A 15,688-nucleotide genomic window follows, 5' to 3' on the forward strand; every position below is an offset into this window, starting at 1 on the left:
AATTTCTAATCATTTCCCCCTATAGCAAATGCTTACTGCCGCAAATTAACGAGGCATAAATACTTGACAATCATAAAACATATTTGAAGTTTTTTCAGATTAGTAGTAAAATTAAGGTCATAAAAAGATTGTTTACCTAACTCAATATCTTTTGGGGTGAACGTAAAAGCCCCGGTTATTATTTCATTAACTTCTTATATACAATTAAATGAGGTATGCTATGAACTTGACGAAGAAAATTATGACATTATTTATTGCCGTATCTTTATTTGCATGGGCAGGGTGCGGAGCAAGCAACACTGTTAAAGGCGGTGCAATAGGCACTGGCGCAGGAGCTCTTATTGGCGGAATTATAGGCCACGCAGCAGGCAGCACAACTACAGGTGCCATTATAGGCGGCGTTGTAGGCGGTACAGCCGGTGCTCTTATTGGCCATAATATGGACAAACAGGCCGAAGAACTGAAGAAAATTGAAGATGCAAAAGTTGAACGCGTCGGTGAAGGCATCAACATAACTTTCGATTCAGGCATTCTCTTTGCTGTTAACTCTGCATCGCTGCAGCCAAAGGCAAAAGAAAGTGTCCAGAAACTGGCCGATGTACTCAAGAAATATCCTGATACTAACGTAATAATTGAAGGAAATACAGACAATACAGGCTCGGAAGCGTTAAACCAGAAGCTTTCTGAAAAACGCGCAAAGGCAGTTTCTGATTATGTAACCACACTGGGTGTTTCAAGCTCAAGGCTTACAACAGTAGGAAAAGGCGAAAGCAATCCTGTAGCTTCAAATGACACTCCTGAAGGACGCGCAAAGAACAGACGTGTTGAAATAGGAATTGTTGCAAACGAAAAAATGAAAAACGATGCAGCAACAGGCAAATTAAACTAATAAGACATTTCTTTATACCCGGATCCGTTACTTACGGATCCGGGTATTTTCACTAAAATTACACTGTATCCGGCTCTTTTACAGTTTTCAGCAGCGGGACTGCTGAAAATATGCCTCATGCCCCAAGGGGTCCTGCTCCGGCTAAATCTCCTCACTTTTCCTGAATAAATCCAGCTAGTTGGTTTTGGAGGCCAATGATGTGCCGCCCGAGGGCGCTGCGAGCTCCGAAATTTTGCAGAACCTGAAACCCAGGGTTTTAGCTTTCCGGATAATTTTAACAAGCCTGTCGATGCTGGTATAAAAACGCGGGGCTGCAAACGGCCTTACTGTCGGCGTATGCCCGAACAAAATTACGAACTGCCCTTTGTTATAATCGCGCTCAAGTTCTTTGAATATATAGTCAATCGGGAAGAAATTATCGTCTATACCCAGCCCGTTTACAATGTTGGATTGATTAAATTGCGGTCTCGGATACAGCGTTATTCCTCGAATGACCTTGAAGTAATCCTGAAGCGCTTTGTCCAGCTTCATATTCCTGCTGCCGTTGGGATAAGCAAATGAAACCGGATGGATGCCCGACCTGGCCATTGCCTTTATCTCAGGAATAATCTCATCTGCAATATATTTATCTATTCCATATTTGTTTACATAGCTCTCTGCATCAGCATGCGTTTTTGAATGGCATCCTATCTCATGGCCTTCCTTCTGAAGGGTTTTAAGCTCTTCAATCTCCCTTTTGTTAAGCATGCTGAACCCGGATACAAAGAATGTGCACTTAACTCCGTAATATTTAAGAGTATCCCTTATTTTATACCATTCGTCAATATAATTGTCATCGAACCCGATAACTATGGGGAGAGTATTTTCATAAGATTTTTTGGGACCTTTGTAATCAGCTATGCTGTTAGGCTGGCAGTAATTCTGAGCATATGTTAAAGCAATTAACAATATGATTGTATGTATTGTGCTGAATTGACGCATCGGTATTTTTATCCTGACTGGAAACTGCTTTCCGGGAATATGGATTTCTAATTTCTGATCAATTCGATAAACTTAAGGCCTTAATCTACAAAATACCTTTTATTTATGCCACAGCCCGATCCGGATAAAAATGGGCTGGCTTTTTGGGGGAGCTTCCGGGGGAAATACTTTTCTGCCCACACACACCGGCACATTAAAAAACTATGCGGCAATCTATACCCGATTTTCGTGCCTTAGCGGCAATGTCCTGGCTTACCGCCTCAAAATATTCATCATCCAAATACCTTTCTAAATTATTTTTCCTGTAAATAGCATTGGCATAATCGTAATTCATACGGTCGACATAAATATAATCAACTTTTCCCTCCAGCATTTCAATAAGATTTTCAGCGCCCGGCAATATGGGCGCAATCATTGAATAAGTCCTGACGCCCGCATCATGAAGTTCCTTCAGTGTATTGATCCTGTCCTTAATCGGAGTTGCCGTAGGCTCAAATATTTTTCTGATTTTATCGTCTGCCGTTGTTATTGACAGTCCCACGTGGCAGTCCTTCATCTTACTTATTATGTCAAGATCCCTGAGGACCAATTTTGAACGCGTCTGTATTACGACAGGCCAGTCGTTACCGGCCAGTATTTCTAAGCACTGCCTGGTTAATTTATATTTTGCTTCCAGCGGCTGATACGGGTCGCACACGCCGCTTATCCAAACCTGATCCTTCTTCTTTTTCTTAATTTCTTTTGCAAGCAGTTCCGGAGCGTTAATCTTGATGTCCACAAACTCGCCCCATGGTTCCGAATGCCCTGTGAATTTCTTCATATAACGCGCATAGCAGTACCTGCAGCCGAACTGACAGCCCACATATGGGTTTATGACATAGTTATAAATTTTTGATGGGGATAATATGGACTTTGAATTTATTTCACGAATAATCATATAACAGCCTCACGCATTAACCGCCTGTGAATTATTTTCTTCTTAAGCCAATTGAAAAATATACATCATGTAAAATTAATACAATACATTTCGGGCACAATTTCATCTTTTGGAAAAGAGCCCGCGAGGCCGGAATTTTGTCTGACATTTTTATATTTAATTATTATTTTTGTTGTACTGTTCTTTATTATTCCGCATCAACTGCCGGCAATTCCAGGCTCTGATTCTACGGGATTTTCTCTAAGACTGATGTTCCCAAATTAGAAAATAGACGGAGTTTATATGAATTCGGTCGTACTTATTATTATAGCTGCTCTTATACTTATAATTGCTTACAGGTATTACGGTGCCTTTATAGCGGCCAAGGTCCTTGTAGTCGACCCAAAGAGAAAGGTCCCTTCTGTAGCTCATAACGACGGAAGGGATTACGTCCCTACCAACCGCCTCGTTTTATTAGGCCATCATTTTGCCGCAATTGCAGGCGCCGGACCTCTAATAGGACCTGTACTTGCAGCACAGTTCGGATATCTTCCCGGCACGCTCTGGATACTGATTGGAGCTGTATTTGCCGGAGCCGTCCATGACATGGTAATCCTGTTCGCTTCCGTAAGGCACGACGGGCAGTCGATTGCCGAAATTGCGAAGTCACTTCTTAACGGAAGGATAGGACTCCTGACATCCTTTGCCGTAATTTTTATTCTCATAATCTCAATGGCAGGCCTTGGAATTCCTGTAGTAAACGCGCTGAAGAATTCTCCATGGGGCACTTTTACCGTGGGGTTCACAATTCCCGTTGCCATTTTAATTGGCATTTACCTGAAGTATTTAAGGCCGGGGAAAATCGGAGAGGCAACAGTTATCGGCATGTCTTTAGTCATGTTCGGCGTCATTGCAGGACCGTTTGTTCAGCAGATGGCGTGGGCAAAGATTATTACTTTTAACGATAAGGAGCTTTCGGTCATTCTGGCTATTTACGGGTTCACGGCAGCAGCGCTTCCCGTCTGGCTACTTCTATTGCCGAGGGATTATTTAAGTACGTACATGAAGCTGGGTGTAATTTTTATACTTACTATTGGTTTAATCATAGTACATCCCGACCTTAAGATGCCGGCTGTAACACAGTTTGTAGGAGGCGGCGGGCCGGTTATTCCGGGCAAGGTATTCCCGTTTTTATTCATTACTATTGCATGCGGCGCATTATCCGGTTTCCACTCCCTTGTGAGCTCGGGCACCACGCCGAAACTTATAAGCAGTGAAAAGGACATTTTGCCCATAGGGTTCGGTGCCATGCTCCTTGAAGCCTTCGTTGGCCTCATGGCTTTAATAGCCGCAACAGTTCTTCCGACATCAGATTACTTTGCAATAAATTCGCTTCCCGCAGTTTTCGACAAGCTGCACATGAATCCCGCAGAGCTTCCGATGCTTTCTTCGCTGGTTGGTGAAAATCTTGCCGGAAGGCCGGGCGGATCGGTTTCGCTTGCAGTTGGTATGACTTATGTTTTCTATAAGATTCCGGGACTGAGTTTTCTGATGAAATACTGGTATCACTTCTGCATCATGTTTGAGGCTCTTTTCATACTCACAACAATTGATGCCGGAACGAGAATTGGAAGGTATTTACTGCAGGATCTCTTCGGGCATGCATGGGCACCACTGGCGCACAGAAACAGGTGGGGCAATATTCTTTTCTTCTCGGCTGCAATTTCAGCCTCATGGGGCTACCTGCTTTACACAGGCAACGTATCTACAATCTGGCCCTTATTTGGGACTGCAAACCAGATGCTGGCAATTATAGCTTTTGCCGTAGGAACTACATTCTTAATCAGGACCGGGAAAGAGAAGTACATATGGATTACGCTGATCCCCATGGTACTGGTAACTGTAGTTACGCTTTCGGCAGCATTCATAAATATATTTTCAAACTATCTGCCCAAAGAGTTATATCTGCTTGCCAGCCTCTCGGCAGCTCTGATACTGATGGTTGTATGGCTTCTTATTGAGAGCATAATCCAGTGGCGCAGGATGCTCCTTAAAAAGCCCGGGACTCTCAGGGAAGAGATTGAGCAGATGGCGGAAGAGGCAAAGTAAGCTCTGATTGCTGAATCAGTTTAATGAATCCCGGTATTGTCTGCCGGGATTTCTATTTTTAATAGTCTGGTTCATTTATTTTCCTTCTCATGCTTCAGCAGCCACTGCTTTCTCCATATGCCTCCGCCATAGCCGGTCAGGTTTCCGTTTTCCCCAATTACGCGGTGGCAAGGAATTATGATGGCAATCCGGTTCTCACCGTTTGCACGCCCTGCTGCCCTTACAGCCTTCTCAAATCCAATTTTCATTGCCTGCTGCTTGTAGGATCTTGTTTCTCCGTATGGAATTTCCAGGAGTGCTTTCCAGGCCTTTTTCTGAAAGTCCGATCCTGATAGGACAAGCGGGAGATCAAACGTCCTCCTTACCCCTTCAAAATATTCATCCAGCTCTTTTTTCAGCTCCTTGAAATATGTGCTTTCACCCGGCAGGGTCACTGCATTAAGAATTCTTTCCAGGTATTTCAGTTCAGTCTCAATCATCCTTCTGTCTGCAAATTCCAGAAGGCAAATTCCCTCTTCTGTTGCACCGGCGATCATGGGCCCAAGCTTTGTGGCAATTCTTGTCATTGTCACTACTGTTTTATGCTGGCTTTCCTTAGGGGTGATATTTGCAGCTTTTTTAAGCGCCTCCTGAAATCCGCTCAGAGAATCATATCCGTTTTCCATTGCTGCCTCAGCCACATTATCGCCAAATTTAATATTCCCTATTGCCCTGTTTATCCTTAAGAGGCGCTGGTAGGATTGAAAAGTAATTCCGTGATTTTTCTTAAACCATCTGCGGAGTTTATTGGGATCTATAAGTCTTTCACGGATAAACGAGTCAGAGATCCGTACATGCGGATTTAATTCCAGCTCTTTCAGGAATTTCCTTATATAATCCGGCACGTCCCCTTTCTGCTCCATAGGGTGGCATATTCTGCAGGGCCTGTAGCCGTTTGTAAGGGCCTCTTTACATGTACTGAAAAACTCGGTATTCTCCTTTTTCGGTTTTCTTGCCGTACATGTTGGGCGGCAGAATATTCCTGTAGTCTTTACGCCGACAAAGAATATCCCCTCATACCTGCTGTCTTTATCCAGCAGCGCCTGGTACATTACTTCATTATCCAAAGTCAGATCATTCATTTTAACACCTGCTTCCAAAAAGAATTACTTTTGCCAAAACCGGTCAATATCTTTTAGATAAATTTATCTAACCCGGGGCTACATATCCACCGAAAATTTATCACTTATTTAATTTTTCTTTAGGCTCCCTGACAGCAAAAGCTACCTGTAAAATCCGAATGAGTCTTCATCTACTGCTTTTTGGCTATCTATATGGGGTCAATTGTAATTTCATCTTTACTGGCATTCAGGATTGGCAGGAAGAAAGATGTCCATCCGCCAGTACAGATTAAAAGAGCATAGAATTTGTTTACTCCTCTTGCTGGAGTATTATCACGGATGGAGATACAGAACTTCCCGGAGCAGGATAATAATTAAGGTCCCGGACTTAAGCCGGGGCCATAATTATAAATGGCTTCACTAAAGAGGGCCTGGCTCAAAGATTCAGTTTTATCTCTTCTCTTTTCTCATTCTCATTCCGCAGGAGATTAACCGCAAAGACCAGGACCCATATTACGTAGCCGTAAATATTAACGCGCTCGGTTATTCCCATCCATGGCGTGGGCGCTCCGGTCCCGATCCTGGGGCCCTGCATCCCTGTAAGTGCACCAAAGGTGAACAGCACTGCAATTGTGATGATTGAGTACCATCTGAATTGTTTTCCGAGTGCAGAGGCCCCTGTTCCTATTGAACCAAGTATGATAAGCACCAGAATACTGGTTAAAATTATGTGCATTGTATCGGAATATGTCTTCGGGGCATCACGGAGGTTCATAGGGAAAAACAAAGATGTTAGGGCGCCTGTTATTGCGCAAAAGGCTAGAAGGACTGCAGCTATTTTCAGCATACGCTTCTGCCCGGCTGATTCAAAAACGCCGATTGCAAAAGCAAGCAGCAGAAGGTCCGAAAAATTAAAAAGAGGAAGGACGACATGCCTTGCCGGCGAACCAATTGCAAGAATCTCGCTGATATTCTGTGAAGTATAATCGTAGCCTTCATAGATCAGTGTTCCCAGAATATCGGCAAATATGTAAAGCAAGGGATAGAGTATCCCGCAGGTGAGAAGAGCCTTCAATACAGTTAAAGACGGAAGTTCTTTTTTGCCATGGATTATTGTTGCAGTTTCCATTTATACCTCTATATAGAATTTGTGGGTTTTCAATAATTCCTTTTTGGGGATACCTGATAATCAGCAATTAGTTTATTTCAATGAATGGCTCTGTTATAAATTATCCACACTCCGGCTAATAGTCAATGGCCTCACTTCCCTGCCCCGATAGGACTTTATCCGGAATTTCCATATTTTCGTACAGAAATATATAATAATTTCCGGCAATAAAACTCATGACAGAATACAGCATACGCGAATTTCCGGCCACAAGAATTGCAACCATCGACGTTGGCGCAATCGGAAAAGAAAAGCATCACATGTACGCTTTAATTGAATGTGATGTTACTGAGAGCCGGCTTAAAATTAAATCATTAAAACTTCAGGGCTCCAGGATTTCTTTTACCGGCTGGCTCCTTAAGGCCGTAAGCCTGGCACTGAAAGAGCACAGTGAGGCATCGGCATTTTTATACGGAAAGAAAAAGAAAATCATTTTTGAGGATATAAACGTTTCGCTCCTTGTTGAAAAGACCCTGCAGGGCACAAAAGTTCCGATACCCCTTGTAATCGAACAGGCAGACAGAAAGAGTATTCAAGATATAACAAAAGAGATTGAATCTGCAAAAGAAGAAGTATTATCAGGCAGTTCCATTGTAATAAACAGAAAAACAAGCCTGAGTGAAAGGCTTTATTACCATCTGCCGGGATACCTCAGGAGAGCCGTATGGAGATTAATGCTCAGGCATCCCAGGTCTGTCTATAAAAAAATGGGGAATGTATCTTTTACTTCCATAGGAATGTTTGGCCAGATAAAAGGCTGGTTTATTCATACATCCATTCATCCTGTTTCCTTCGGGATCAGCTCGGTAATTAAAAAGCCTGTAGTGATTAATGATGAAATAAGGATCCGTGAAATTCTAAACATGACCGTGCTGCTCGATCATGACGTAATTGACGGAGGTCCAATGGTCAGGTTCATCAGCGATTTGGTAAAAGCAATTGAATGCGGCCGGGGCTTATAAACTTACCCTGCTTTTTCTTATATTTGCATTCCACATTTTACTTAGTCTTAAAGCATATTCAGTAAGGAAATTAATTGGAAAGATCTTTATATCCGGCGGCAATTCATCTGTTCTTCAGAAAGGGTGACGATATACTTTTACTCAGGCGCTTTAATACGGGCTACGAGGACGGCAATTACAGCGTAGTTGCCGGTCACGTTGAATTTGGCGAGACCGCAACACAGGCCGGCATACGGGAAGCAAAGGAGGAAGTAGGAGTTACAATAGATCCCGGGGATCTTAAAATTCACGGCATTATGCACAGGAAGTCGGGCGATGAGAGAATAGACTTCTTTGCATTTGTCGACAGGTGGAAGGGTGAGATAAAAAACATGGAAGTGAACAAATGCGACGGGCTTTTGTGGGCATCCATTGCTTCACTGCCGGAGAATACAATTCCCTACATTAAGCGGGCACTGGAGCTTTCAGAAAAGCCTTTATGGTATGAAGAGTTCGGGTGGTAATGATTTTTTTTTATAATGCCTCTTTAGGTTTTTGAAACAGACTTAAGATAATTCTGGGGGTCACTTCCCCTGTCCGCCTTCTCAATGGAAGAGAGCATTGTCTTAAGCAAAAGAACAATTCTTCCGGAGCTTTCGGTTATATCTATTTCATGAGAAGCCTCCTGTTTAACCTGCAAATCGCATACAGATCTTATTCCTTTATATACTGCCTCTTCAGACTGCGATAATTCCGTAATGCTCTCCCGGGTGTCGTACTGCTCCGTCCTGTAATGTTTAATAGCGGCTTCCAGAGCATTGATTACCGTATAGTCCACCATCCATGGATTTTGTTTAAACACAGCAATAACTGCGGCCTCAATTTTCCTCAGCATTCCGGCATCATCTTCCCGGGTAAACATCATTTCCTCCATTTGTTTTCTCTATAAATTGGAAATTCCTGTAATGAATTACAAGCACCCACATTGCTGAAAAGTTTTTTCATGCAGCCGGCCCTCCAGTTATATTCTGCTTGCCTGAGATTTCTTAAATTATTATTCCGTTTCAAAATAGCGGAGTTTGATATGAAGCATGCAAAAACGGAACTTCAAGAAATTCCGGGAGTCATAATCCCGCCCCGTTTTTAGGGGCAGGATTTATTATTTATATCAGGGGACTACTCTTTCCCGTCAACATATCTGCCGTGTTCGGGGATAGCAATTTTATCAAACTCACGCGCCATGCGGCTTAGGCCCTCAGAAAGTTCCTCGCCGTGCATTTCCTGGCCGTGTCCGGTTATGGCAAGGCGCGGCTGAATTAATTAAAGCACAATGGTTTTCAGATTTATGAGCATGTTATTTCAGTTTAAGGAGTGATGCCAAGAGATTCAAGGCTTTAGTTTTTGGGGATAGATGAACTTAAGAGCAGATTTTTCATAAATTTTCCCTTTGGATTTAACTGAATAATTTCGAAATTATGCAGCCGTAATTTCTACTGTTCCGACAATATTTCTAATAAATACAGGTCCAGCATGAGCTTCTCTAAAATATCAGTTATTGCCCTAATTACATTTCTTTTTTCAACACCCACATTTTCCCAGGTAATGAGCTGGGAGAAGCATATGGGAAATGATGACACATTAACAACAAAAGGCATTGCAGTTTCAGCCGAAGGTGACGTTTATGCCGCCGGTAACTTCCGGGTGTATACAAATATGTGGGACAGGATGATTACGGTCGACGGATCCAATGACGGGTTTATTGTCAGGTTTGATAAGGATGGAAACCTCATCTGGCTAAAGCAGATTACAGGACCCGGCGCAGCATACTGTACTTCTATTTCAGTTGATGAGTCCGGGAACTGTTTTGTTGCGGGAAACCTCTGGGGACAGGTAACTATCGGCAATGTAAACCTGCAGACTGATTATGTTAAATATGATGTTTTTATTGCAAAGTTTGATAAGGATGGAAATTTCCTTTGGGCTAAGAAAGCAGGCGGCAGTGAAACCGGTACTCCCAGGATTGCTGCAGATAACTTTGGCGGCTGCTATGTATCCGGGACATCAGGATACAACGATTCAGAGTCCTTTGGCGGCACCTCAGTCAACGGTTCCTATCTGGCAAAGTACAATACCGATGGGAGCTTTGCATGGGTGAAAAGGATTCCGTCCGGCGCAGTTTCTTCGGACACAACAGGAAAGCTATATATAGCAGGAAGCTTTAGCGGAACGGCATACTTTGGGGGCACTTCAGTTACAAGCAGCGGAGGAAGTGATATATTCACCGCAAAGTACGACAGGAGCGGCACACTCCTGTGGGTAAAGATTGCAGGAGGAACACAGGCAGATGCATGCACCTCAGTTTCAGCTCTTCAGGATGGGAGCTGTTATATTACGGGAAGCTTCAGCCAGTCAGCCAACTTCTCCGGCAAACAGATTACGGGAGACGGGGGCTCAGACGTATTTATTGCAAAGTACGATAAAGATGGCAGCCTGCTGTGGGTAAAGAGCGCCGGAGGAAGCGGTGCCGATGCCGGGGCTGCAGTTTCTACAGATCAGAACGGGTATTGTTATGCTGCCGGGTCTTTCAGCCAGACAGCGGCTTTCGGAAATGTCCAGCTAACGAGTAAGGGGAGCACTGATATCTTCATCAGTAAATATGATAAAGACGGAAATTTGCTATGGGTTAAACAGAATGGTGGCACCTTTGGTGACGAGGCCTTGTCGGTTGCAGCCGATGGAAACGGCAGCTGCATCTCAGTATACAAAATTACCGCAGGCAGTGAAACCTGGGATAAATATTCATATCTCGGGAAATATTCAGATGCAAGGCTTGTACTCCTTTCCCCTTCAGGATCTGAGCAGTGGAGGGCCGGGACAAAGCAGAACGTATCATGGACAACGAACCTTGATAAAGTAATCATAGAGCTTTCTACAAACGGCGGAACCACGTGGGTTGATTTAACCCCGACACCCGTCAATGGCAGCCTTGGCAGCTATAGCCTTTCTGTTCCGAATAAGCCGTCTGCAAATTGCATAATAAGAATTTCCAGCCCCGATTCTCCAGGCTCAGCCGATACAAGCGGAGTCTTTACAATAACTAATTCCGCCGTACCGGCAATTGTAATAACATCTCCCAACGGATCAGAAAAGTGGCAGATTGGGGCAGAGCATAATATCACGTGGAGCGCAGCATCTACCGGAAGTAAGCTATCAATTGAATATACAAAAGACGGCGGAAGTTCCTGGGAGCTCATTTCTGACAGCGTATCTGCTTCTTCAGCATCTTACAAATGGACAGTCCCAGAAGACACAAGCACACAGTGCAGAATAAGGATCAGGGATAATTCAAATGCTGCAGTTTACGATATATCGGATAATCTGTTTAAGGTGCTGCCCACGCCAAAAATTTTATTCCCGGGTAAAGCTTCCGACACACTGGTAATAGCAGATTATAAGGAAATTAAATGGTCGGCTCCTTTGGTAAAAACTGTGGATCTGTTTTACTCACGCGACAAGGGAAAGAGCTGGGATAAGATTAACAAGTACTACAATGAAGTGGTCGATGCACCTAAAGGAACATACAGCTGGTTTGTTCCTGCCATTTCAACTTCCGACTCATGCATGCTGAAGATCGTTGATACTGAGGATGCAACGGTTTTTGGAGAGACAGCTAATGCTTTTACAATCTACAACCCTATAACAATAACATATCCCAAAGCCGGCGATACTCTGCAGGCAGGGAACTTCTATGATCTTACCTGGACTGCAAATAAAATTAAAAGCATAAAAATTGAGTACAGCGTGCTGGGTCCTGCCAGCTGTTATGCACAGTACCCCGCCCCATCGGACCATTGCGATACACTCCTTATAAAAGAAAATGTAAGAGCACTTCCGTATGATGCTGCCCTGGGCATTTATACGTGGATTGTTCCTGATAATGCAAGTCCAAGGGTCAGGCTTAAAATAATGAACGTCGAGAACCCATTGGTTTATGCCGAAACCGATCAGTTTGTAATTTCACCAATGCCCTCTCCGGACAGCCTTCTGGCCCTGTTTGCAAGTAATGCCGTTATGCTTTCATGGAAGGACAAAACAGATTATGAAGAAGGGTTCAAAATTGAAAGAAAGCAGGGCCTGGGCAGTTATACCGAAATTGCAAAAGTTGAAATGAATGTAACAAGCTACACGGATAAAACAATAGATCCCAAAAGTATAGACACCTATTCATACAGGATCAAGGCATATAACAGCTATGCATCTTCACCCTATAGAGAGATAAGCTTGAACCCCACATCTGTTGAATATAAGAATGAGATCCCGCAGGCTTATGCTCTGGGGCAGAACTATCCGAACCCTTTCAATCCTTCAACAATTATCAGCTTTTCACTTCCAAGGGAAAGCAGGGTTAAGCTGATTATTTATAATGAACTGGGGGAGGCCGTAAGTGAGCTATTAAACAGCACAAAAGCTGCAGGGAACCATGAAGTGAGTTTCAATGCCGCACGCCTGGCCTCAGGACTATACTTCTATTCTCTCGAAGCCTGTTCCATTGACGGCAAAGACAATTTCAGACAGATAAAAAAAATGCTCCTGGTGAAATAATTTCATTCAATTCCATTTATAAAAGGGTAAGCCGCAAAGCTTACCCTTTTTTGTATTAATTCCGCTTTCCCGTTAAATCATATCTTGCCTTCACAGTCAATTAAAAATAACCCGCATAGTTTTGTTAAAATTTATTTTTATCTTATATCAAAAGTGCCGGCATATAAATAATGTTTATTGGAATGTGTACTGAAAGCGCCGGCTGGAATGTTATCGTGAAAGAAGGGACAAGTATGAGATCCGGGATATTTTTAATAATTTTTATTTTACTGATATTCGAAGGATGCTCTAAAACGAACTCAAAAGAAAGGAAATATGCAGAAATGCCGCAGACAGGAGAAGATATGGAAAAAGCAACATTTGCAGGAGGATGCTTCTGGTGTATTGCCGCACCATTTAATCATCTGGATGGAGTAAAAAATGTAATATCAGGCTATGCGGGCGGGCACGTAAAAAATCCGTCGTATGAGGAAGTAGGAACAGGTACAACGGGACACGTTGAAGCCGTTCAGGTAATTTATAACCCTGAGGTCATCAGCTACGCTGAACTTCTGGATATATACTGGAAGCAGTTTGACCCGACAGATACCGCGGGATCATTTGCTGACAGGGGCAGCCAGTATACTTCAGCTATTTTCTACGAAAACGATGAGCAGAAAATGATTGCTGAAAAATCCAAAGAAAAGCTGGATAAGTCGGGCATTTTCAAGAAGCCGATTGCAACAAAAATTGTCAGGTTCACTTCTTTCTATCCGGCAGAGGAATATCATCAGCAGTACAATGAGAAGAATCCCCTCAGTTATATGATGTATAAAGAGGCCTCGGGCCGGGAAAGCTTCATTAAAGGATTGTGGGGCGATGAGGGAACAGACAGATATAAAAAATCCTCTGATGCCGATATTAAGAAAGAACTTACCCCCCTGCAGTATGAAGTAACACAGCATGAGGGAACCGAAAGAGCATTTGATAACAAATACTGGGATAATAAAAAAGAAGGGATCTATGTTGATATAGTTTCGGGTGAACCTCTCTTCAGTTCAACGGATAAGTTCGAATCGGGCACAGGATGGCCGAGCTTTACAAAACCGATTGACCCCAGATATCTGGTAAAAAAAGAGGACGATTCGCACTTCATGCACAGAATTGAGGTCCGCAGCAAGTTCGGCAACTCGCATTTAGGCCACCTTTTTGATGACGGGCCTAAGCCTGCTCATTTACGCTACTGCATGAATTCCGCCTCGTTAAGGTTCATTCCTAAAGCTGAAATGGAGAAAGAGGGCTACGGAGAGTTTTTGTGGATTTTTAAGTAATACCGAAATTCCAATTAGGCACTGTTAAATTATACAGGCTTATTCATTACTAATGAGTTTTGGAATTATCCTTTTTAGTTATTACCGGCACCAGGTTCCACTCCGCAAGATCAAAACTGCTCTCAATTCTGTGCTCAACTATATCGGGCAGACCGGGGAAGAAATCTATGCCTGTTAGTTTTTCAACCGAGTCGATGCTTGCAGTAAAATGAATGAGTGAATCACCCGTTCCCAAATTTGGGAGTATAAATGCTATTGCCTTGGGCCGGTGCCCTTTCCTGTATTCCAGTATTACTTTGTAGAACCCCCACGGGACGGCAACGCGGTTTTTCTTTCCTATAAACTTCATGCTGTCCCGGAATACAGGGCCCGTTGCAATGTAGAGAAGGCTATCCTGCATAGCCCAGGTTCTAACCAGATCCTCAAGCTTAGACCAGACCCCGCGGTTAAACGCAGGCTCCTGCGGCGACATGTTGGACATATAAAAGCATTCCTTCATGAGTACCGGAGATGATTTCATATCGGCTGCAGGGCAAAGGTGCCCTTTATCGTAGCCTGACTTTTCATAATCCTTTGCCGTAGCTGAACCGGTCGGAACAAGCGTGTCAGGTGTAAATTTATTTGTGCGTTTGGCCGGTCCCGAAAGCATGTCGCGCGTAAGCTTGTAGGCAACCCATTCGGGCTGCTCATACTTTTCGATATAGGAAAGTGTAAAAGCCGTGTGCCTTATAATCTCCGTGCCGCGGGAATAAGGAAGATAGTTGAATACCTGCGCAATGGCAGAAGAAACCAGGAATAAAGCCAGCACCAGAGATGTAAACACATAGTTCATTTATTTTCCGAATTTTACAGATTATTAAAAAAGAAATTTACTGGTATTATTTTTTGTTTCACTCACTTTTTGCCGTATCAAGTTTTTCCTGGAAAAGAAAATCGGCCAAAATCTTCCCAAGTCCAACTCCGGCACCAAGCACACCGCCGATCTTTACAGCCTGCAGAATATAAAACATAACTGAGGTATATTCGTTTAGATTATAAAACGAGAACACATAAATGTTAGTCAATATCATTATTATGTATACAAGAATAAAACCTGCAAACCAGGAAGCCACAATATAAAGCGCCGGTTTGTCCTTTTCATTGCGGCTGATGAAAAACGCCATAATTCCGATCAGGATATACCAGAGGAGGTTTCTTACAAAATGAAGGATTTCAAAGTGCTGACTGAAGAGGACATTTAACATGAATACAAGAAACAGCCCCCCGGTAATAAGCCCCTTAATGCCCTTATTCACCAGCAGATGATAAAATATAACTGCTGAAAATCCATACATAGAGTAAGTAAAAAGAGTAGTGGACGGGTTGGCAACTGCGGAGCCTAAAAGTATAATACCGATGACAAGAAAAACGAAAACCTGTATGAAGATTTTCAATGCAAGCTGGCCGTTTCTGTTTTCCATTTTATTCCCCAAAGCAGTTTTAGAGTGTGCCTGCAACTTCGGAAATAAAATGCTTTATGTCAATTCTTAAGATATAGGCAGAGGATAATAAGAAAGGAAGAATTCCGGGTTTATACTACCAGCTGAGGAATGCTATTCTTGCAGGCCTGACATTTTGCAGGCCTGCAGCATTAACCGGACCTGAACCATTTAGACTATTCCTTCTTTTACTT

At 43.1% G+C, this 15,688-nt stretch carries 13 protein-coding genes; 6 read left to right on the forward strand and 7 right to left on the reverse strand.

The features are described from left to right. The first annotated feature begins 220 nt into the window (after nucleotides 1-220). Nucleotides 221-889: an OmpA family protein gene (locus HF312_06685; protein MCU7519887.1), complete on the forward strand. Its 669-nt coding sequence runs from the start codon at nucleotides 221-223 to the stop codon at nucleotides 887-889. 174 nt (nucleotides 890-1,063) lie between these two features. Here the strand turns inward: HF312_06685 and HF312_06690 are convergent, their stop codons facing one another. Further along, nucleotides 1,064-1,870, reverse strand: a complete 807-nt coding sequence (locus HF312_06690) for a polysaccharide deacetylase family protein (GenBank protein ID MCU7519888.1) — start codon at nucleotides 1,868-1,870, stop codon at nucleotides 1,064-1,066. A 193-nt stretch (nucleotides 1,871-2,063) separates the two neighbouring features. Then, complete coding sequence (locus HF312_06695) at nucleotides 2,064-2,807, reverse strand: radical SAM protein (GenBank protein MCU7519889.1); 744 nt, start codon at nucleotides 2,805-2,807, stop codon at nucleotides 2,064-2,066. Between the two features lie 282 nt (nucleotides 2,808-3,089). Here HF312_06695 and HF312_06700 point away from each other — a divergent pair, with 282 nt between their 5' ends. Beyond that, complete coding sequence (locus tag HF312_06700) at nucleotides 3,090-4,895, forward strand: carbon starvation protein A (GenBank protein MCU7519890.1); 1,806 nt, start codon at nucleotides 3,090-3,092, stop codon at nucleotides 4,893-4,895. Nucleotides 4,896-4,966: 71 nt separating this feature from the next. On the opposite strand, the gene HF312_06705 is transcribed toward HF312_06700, so the two are convergent. Next, a complete protein-coding gene (locus HF312_06705; GenBank protein ID MCU7519891.1) occupies nucleotides 4,967-6,016 on the reverse strand; it encodes a methylated-DNA--[protein]-cysteine S-methyltransferase in 1,050 nt (349 codons plus the stop codon). Between the two features lie 415 nt (nucleotides 6,017-6,431). After that, a complete protein-coding gene (locus tag HF312_06710; GenBank protein MCU7519892.1) occupies nucleotides 6,432-7,124 on the reverse strand; it encodes a DUF998 domain-containing protein in 693 nt (230 codons plus the stop codon). A gap of 215 nt (nucleotides 7,125-7,339) precedes the next feature. Between HF312_06710 and HF312_06715 the strand changes: the two genes are divergently transcribed. Continuing rightward, nucleotides 7,340-8,125 carry a 2-oxo acid dehydrogenase subunit E2 gene (locus HF312_06715; GenBank protein ID MCU7519893.1) on the forward strand — a complete coding sequence of 262 codons (786 nt, stop codon included), beginning with the start codon at nucleotides 7,340-7,342 and terminating at the stop codon, nucleotides 8,123-8,125. 74 nt (nucleotides 8,126-8,199) lie between these two features. Further along, nucleotides 8,200-8,628: an NUDIX domain-containing protein gene (locus HF312_06720; protein ID MCU7519894.1), complete on the forward strand. Its 429-nt coding sequence runs from the start codon at nucleotides 8,200-8,202 to the stop codon at nucleotides 8,626-8,628. A gap of 23 nt (nucleotides 8,629-8,651) precedes the next feature. Here the strand turns inward: HF312_06720 and HF312_06725 are convergent, their stop codons facing one another. Then, nucleotides 8,652-9,029: a hypothetical protein gene (locus tag HF312_06725; protein MCU7519895.1), complete on the reverse strand. Its 378-nt coding sequence runs from the start codon at nucleotides 9,027-9,029 to the stop codon at nucleotides 8,652-8,654. A gap of 695 nt (nucleotides 9,030-9,724) precedes the next feature. On the opposite strand from HF312_06725, the gene HF312_06730 reads away from it, so the two are divergent. Further along, entirely contained in the window at nucleotides 9,725-12,706 is a 2,982-nt protein-coding gene (locus HF312_06730) for a T9SS type A sorting domain-containing protein (protein MCU7519896.1), read from the forward strand. A 233-nt stretch (nucleotides 12,707-12,939) separates the two neighbouring features. Next, complete coding sequence (msrB, locus tag HF312_06735; GenBank protein MCU7519897.1) at nucleotides 12,940-14,016, forward strand: peptide-methionine (R)-S-oxide reductase MsrB; 1,077 nt, start codon at nucleotides 12,940-12,942, stop codon at nucleotides 14,014-14,016. Between the two features lie 49 nt (nucleotides 14,017-14,065). Here the strand turns inward: msrB and HF312_06740 are convergent, their stop codons facing one another. Next, nucleotides 14,066-14,848 (reverse strand): DNA/RNA non-specific endonuclease, encoded by a 783-nt coding sequence (locus tag HF312_06740; GenBank protein MCU7519898.1) that lies wholly within the window; start codon nucleotides 14,846-14,848, stop codon nucleotides 14,066-14,068. Between the two features lie 58 nt (nucleotides 14,849-14,906). Continuing rightward, nucleotides 14,907-15,476 carry a hypothetical protein gene (locus HF312_06745; GenBank protein MCU7519899.1) on the reverse strand — a complete coding sequence of 190 codons (570 nt, stop codon included), beginning with the start codon at nucleotides 15,474-15,476 and terminating at the stop codon, nucleotides 14,907-14,909. Nucleotides 15,477-15,688: the final 212 nt, after the last annotated feature.

It is taken from the genome of Ignavibacteria bacterium, from assembly GCA_025612375.1.
Taxonomy (GTDB): Bacteria; Bacteroidota; Ignavibacteria; order Ignavibacteriales; family SURF-24; genus JAAXKN01.

Bases quoted from the DNA above. Each gene is read 5' to 3' on its own strand.
- HF312_06685 (MCU7519887.1), top strand. From the start codon at position 221: ATGAACTTGACGAAGAAAATTATGACATTATTTATTGCCGTATCTTTA.
- HF312_06690 (MCU7519888.1), bottom strand. From the start codon at position 1,870: ATGCGTCAATTCAGCACAATACATACAATCATATTGTTAATTGCTTTA.
- HF312_06695 (MCU7519889.1), bottom strand. From the start codon at position 2,807: ATGATTATTCGTGAAATAAATTCAAAGTCCATATTATCCCCATCAAAA.
- HF312_06700 (MCU7519890.1), top strand. From the start codon at position 3,090: ATGAATTCGGTCGTACTTATTATTATAGCTGCTCTTATACTTATAATT.
- HF312_06705 (MCU7519891.1), bottom strand. From the start codon at position 6,016: ATGAATGATCTGACTTTGGATAATGAAGTAATGTACCAGGCGCTGCTG.
- HF312_06710 (MCU7519892.1), bottom strand. From the start codon at position 7,124: ATGGAAACTGCAACAATAATCCATGGCAAAAAAGAACTTCCGTCTTTA.
- HF312_06715 (MCU7519893.1), top strand. From the start codon at position 7,340: ATGACAGAATACAGCATACGCGAATTTCCGGCCACAAGAATTGCAACC.
- HF312_06725 (MCU7519895.1), bottom strand. From the start codon at position 9,029: ATGATGTTTACCCGGGAAGATGATGCCGGAATGCTGAGGAAAATTGAG.
- HF312_06730 (MCU7519896.1), top strand. From the start codon at position 9,725: ATGGGAAATGATGACACATTAACAACAAAAGGCATTGCAGTTTCAGCC.
- msrB (MCU7519897.1), top strand. From the start codon at position 12,940: ATGAGATCCGGGATATTTTTAATAATTTTTATTTTACTGATATTCGAA.
- HF312_06740 (MCU7519898.1), bottom strand. From the start codon at position 14,848: ATGAACTATGTGTTTACATCTCTGGTGCTGGCTTTATTCCTGGTTTCT.
- HF312_06745 (MCU7519899.1), bottom strand. From the start codon at position 15,476: ATGGAAAACAGAAACGGCCAGCTTGCATTGAAAATCTTCATACAGGTT.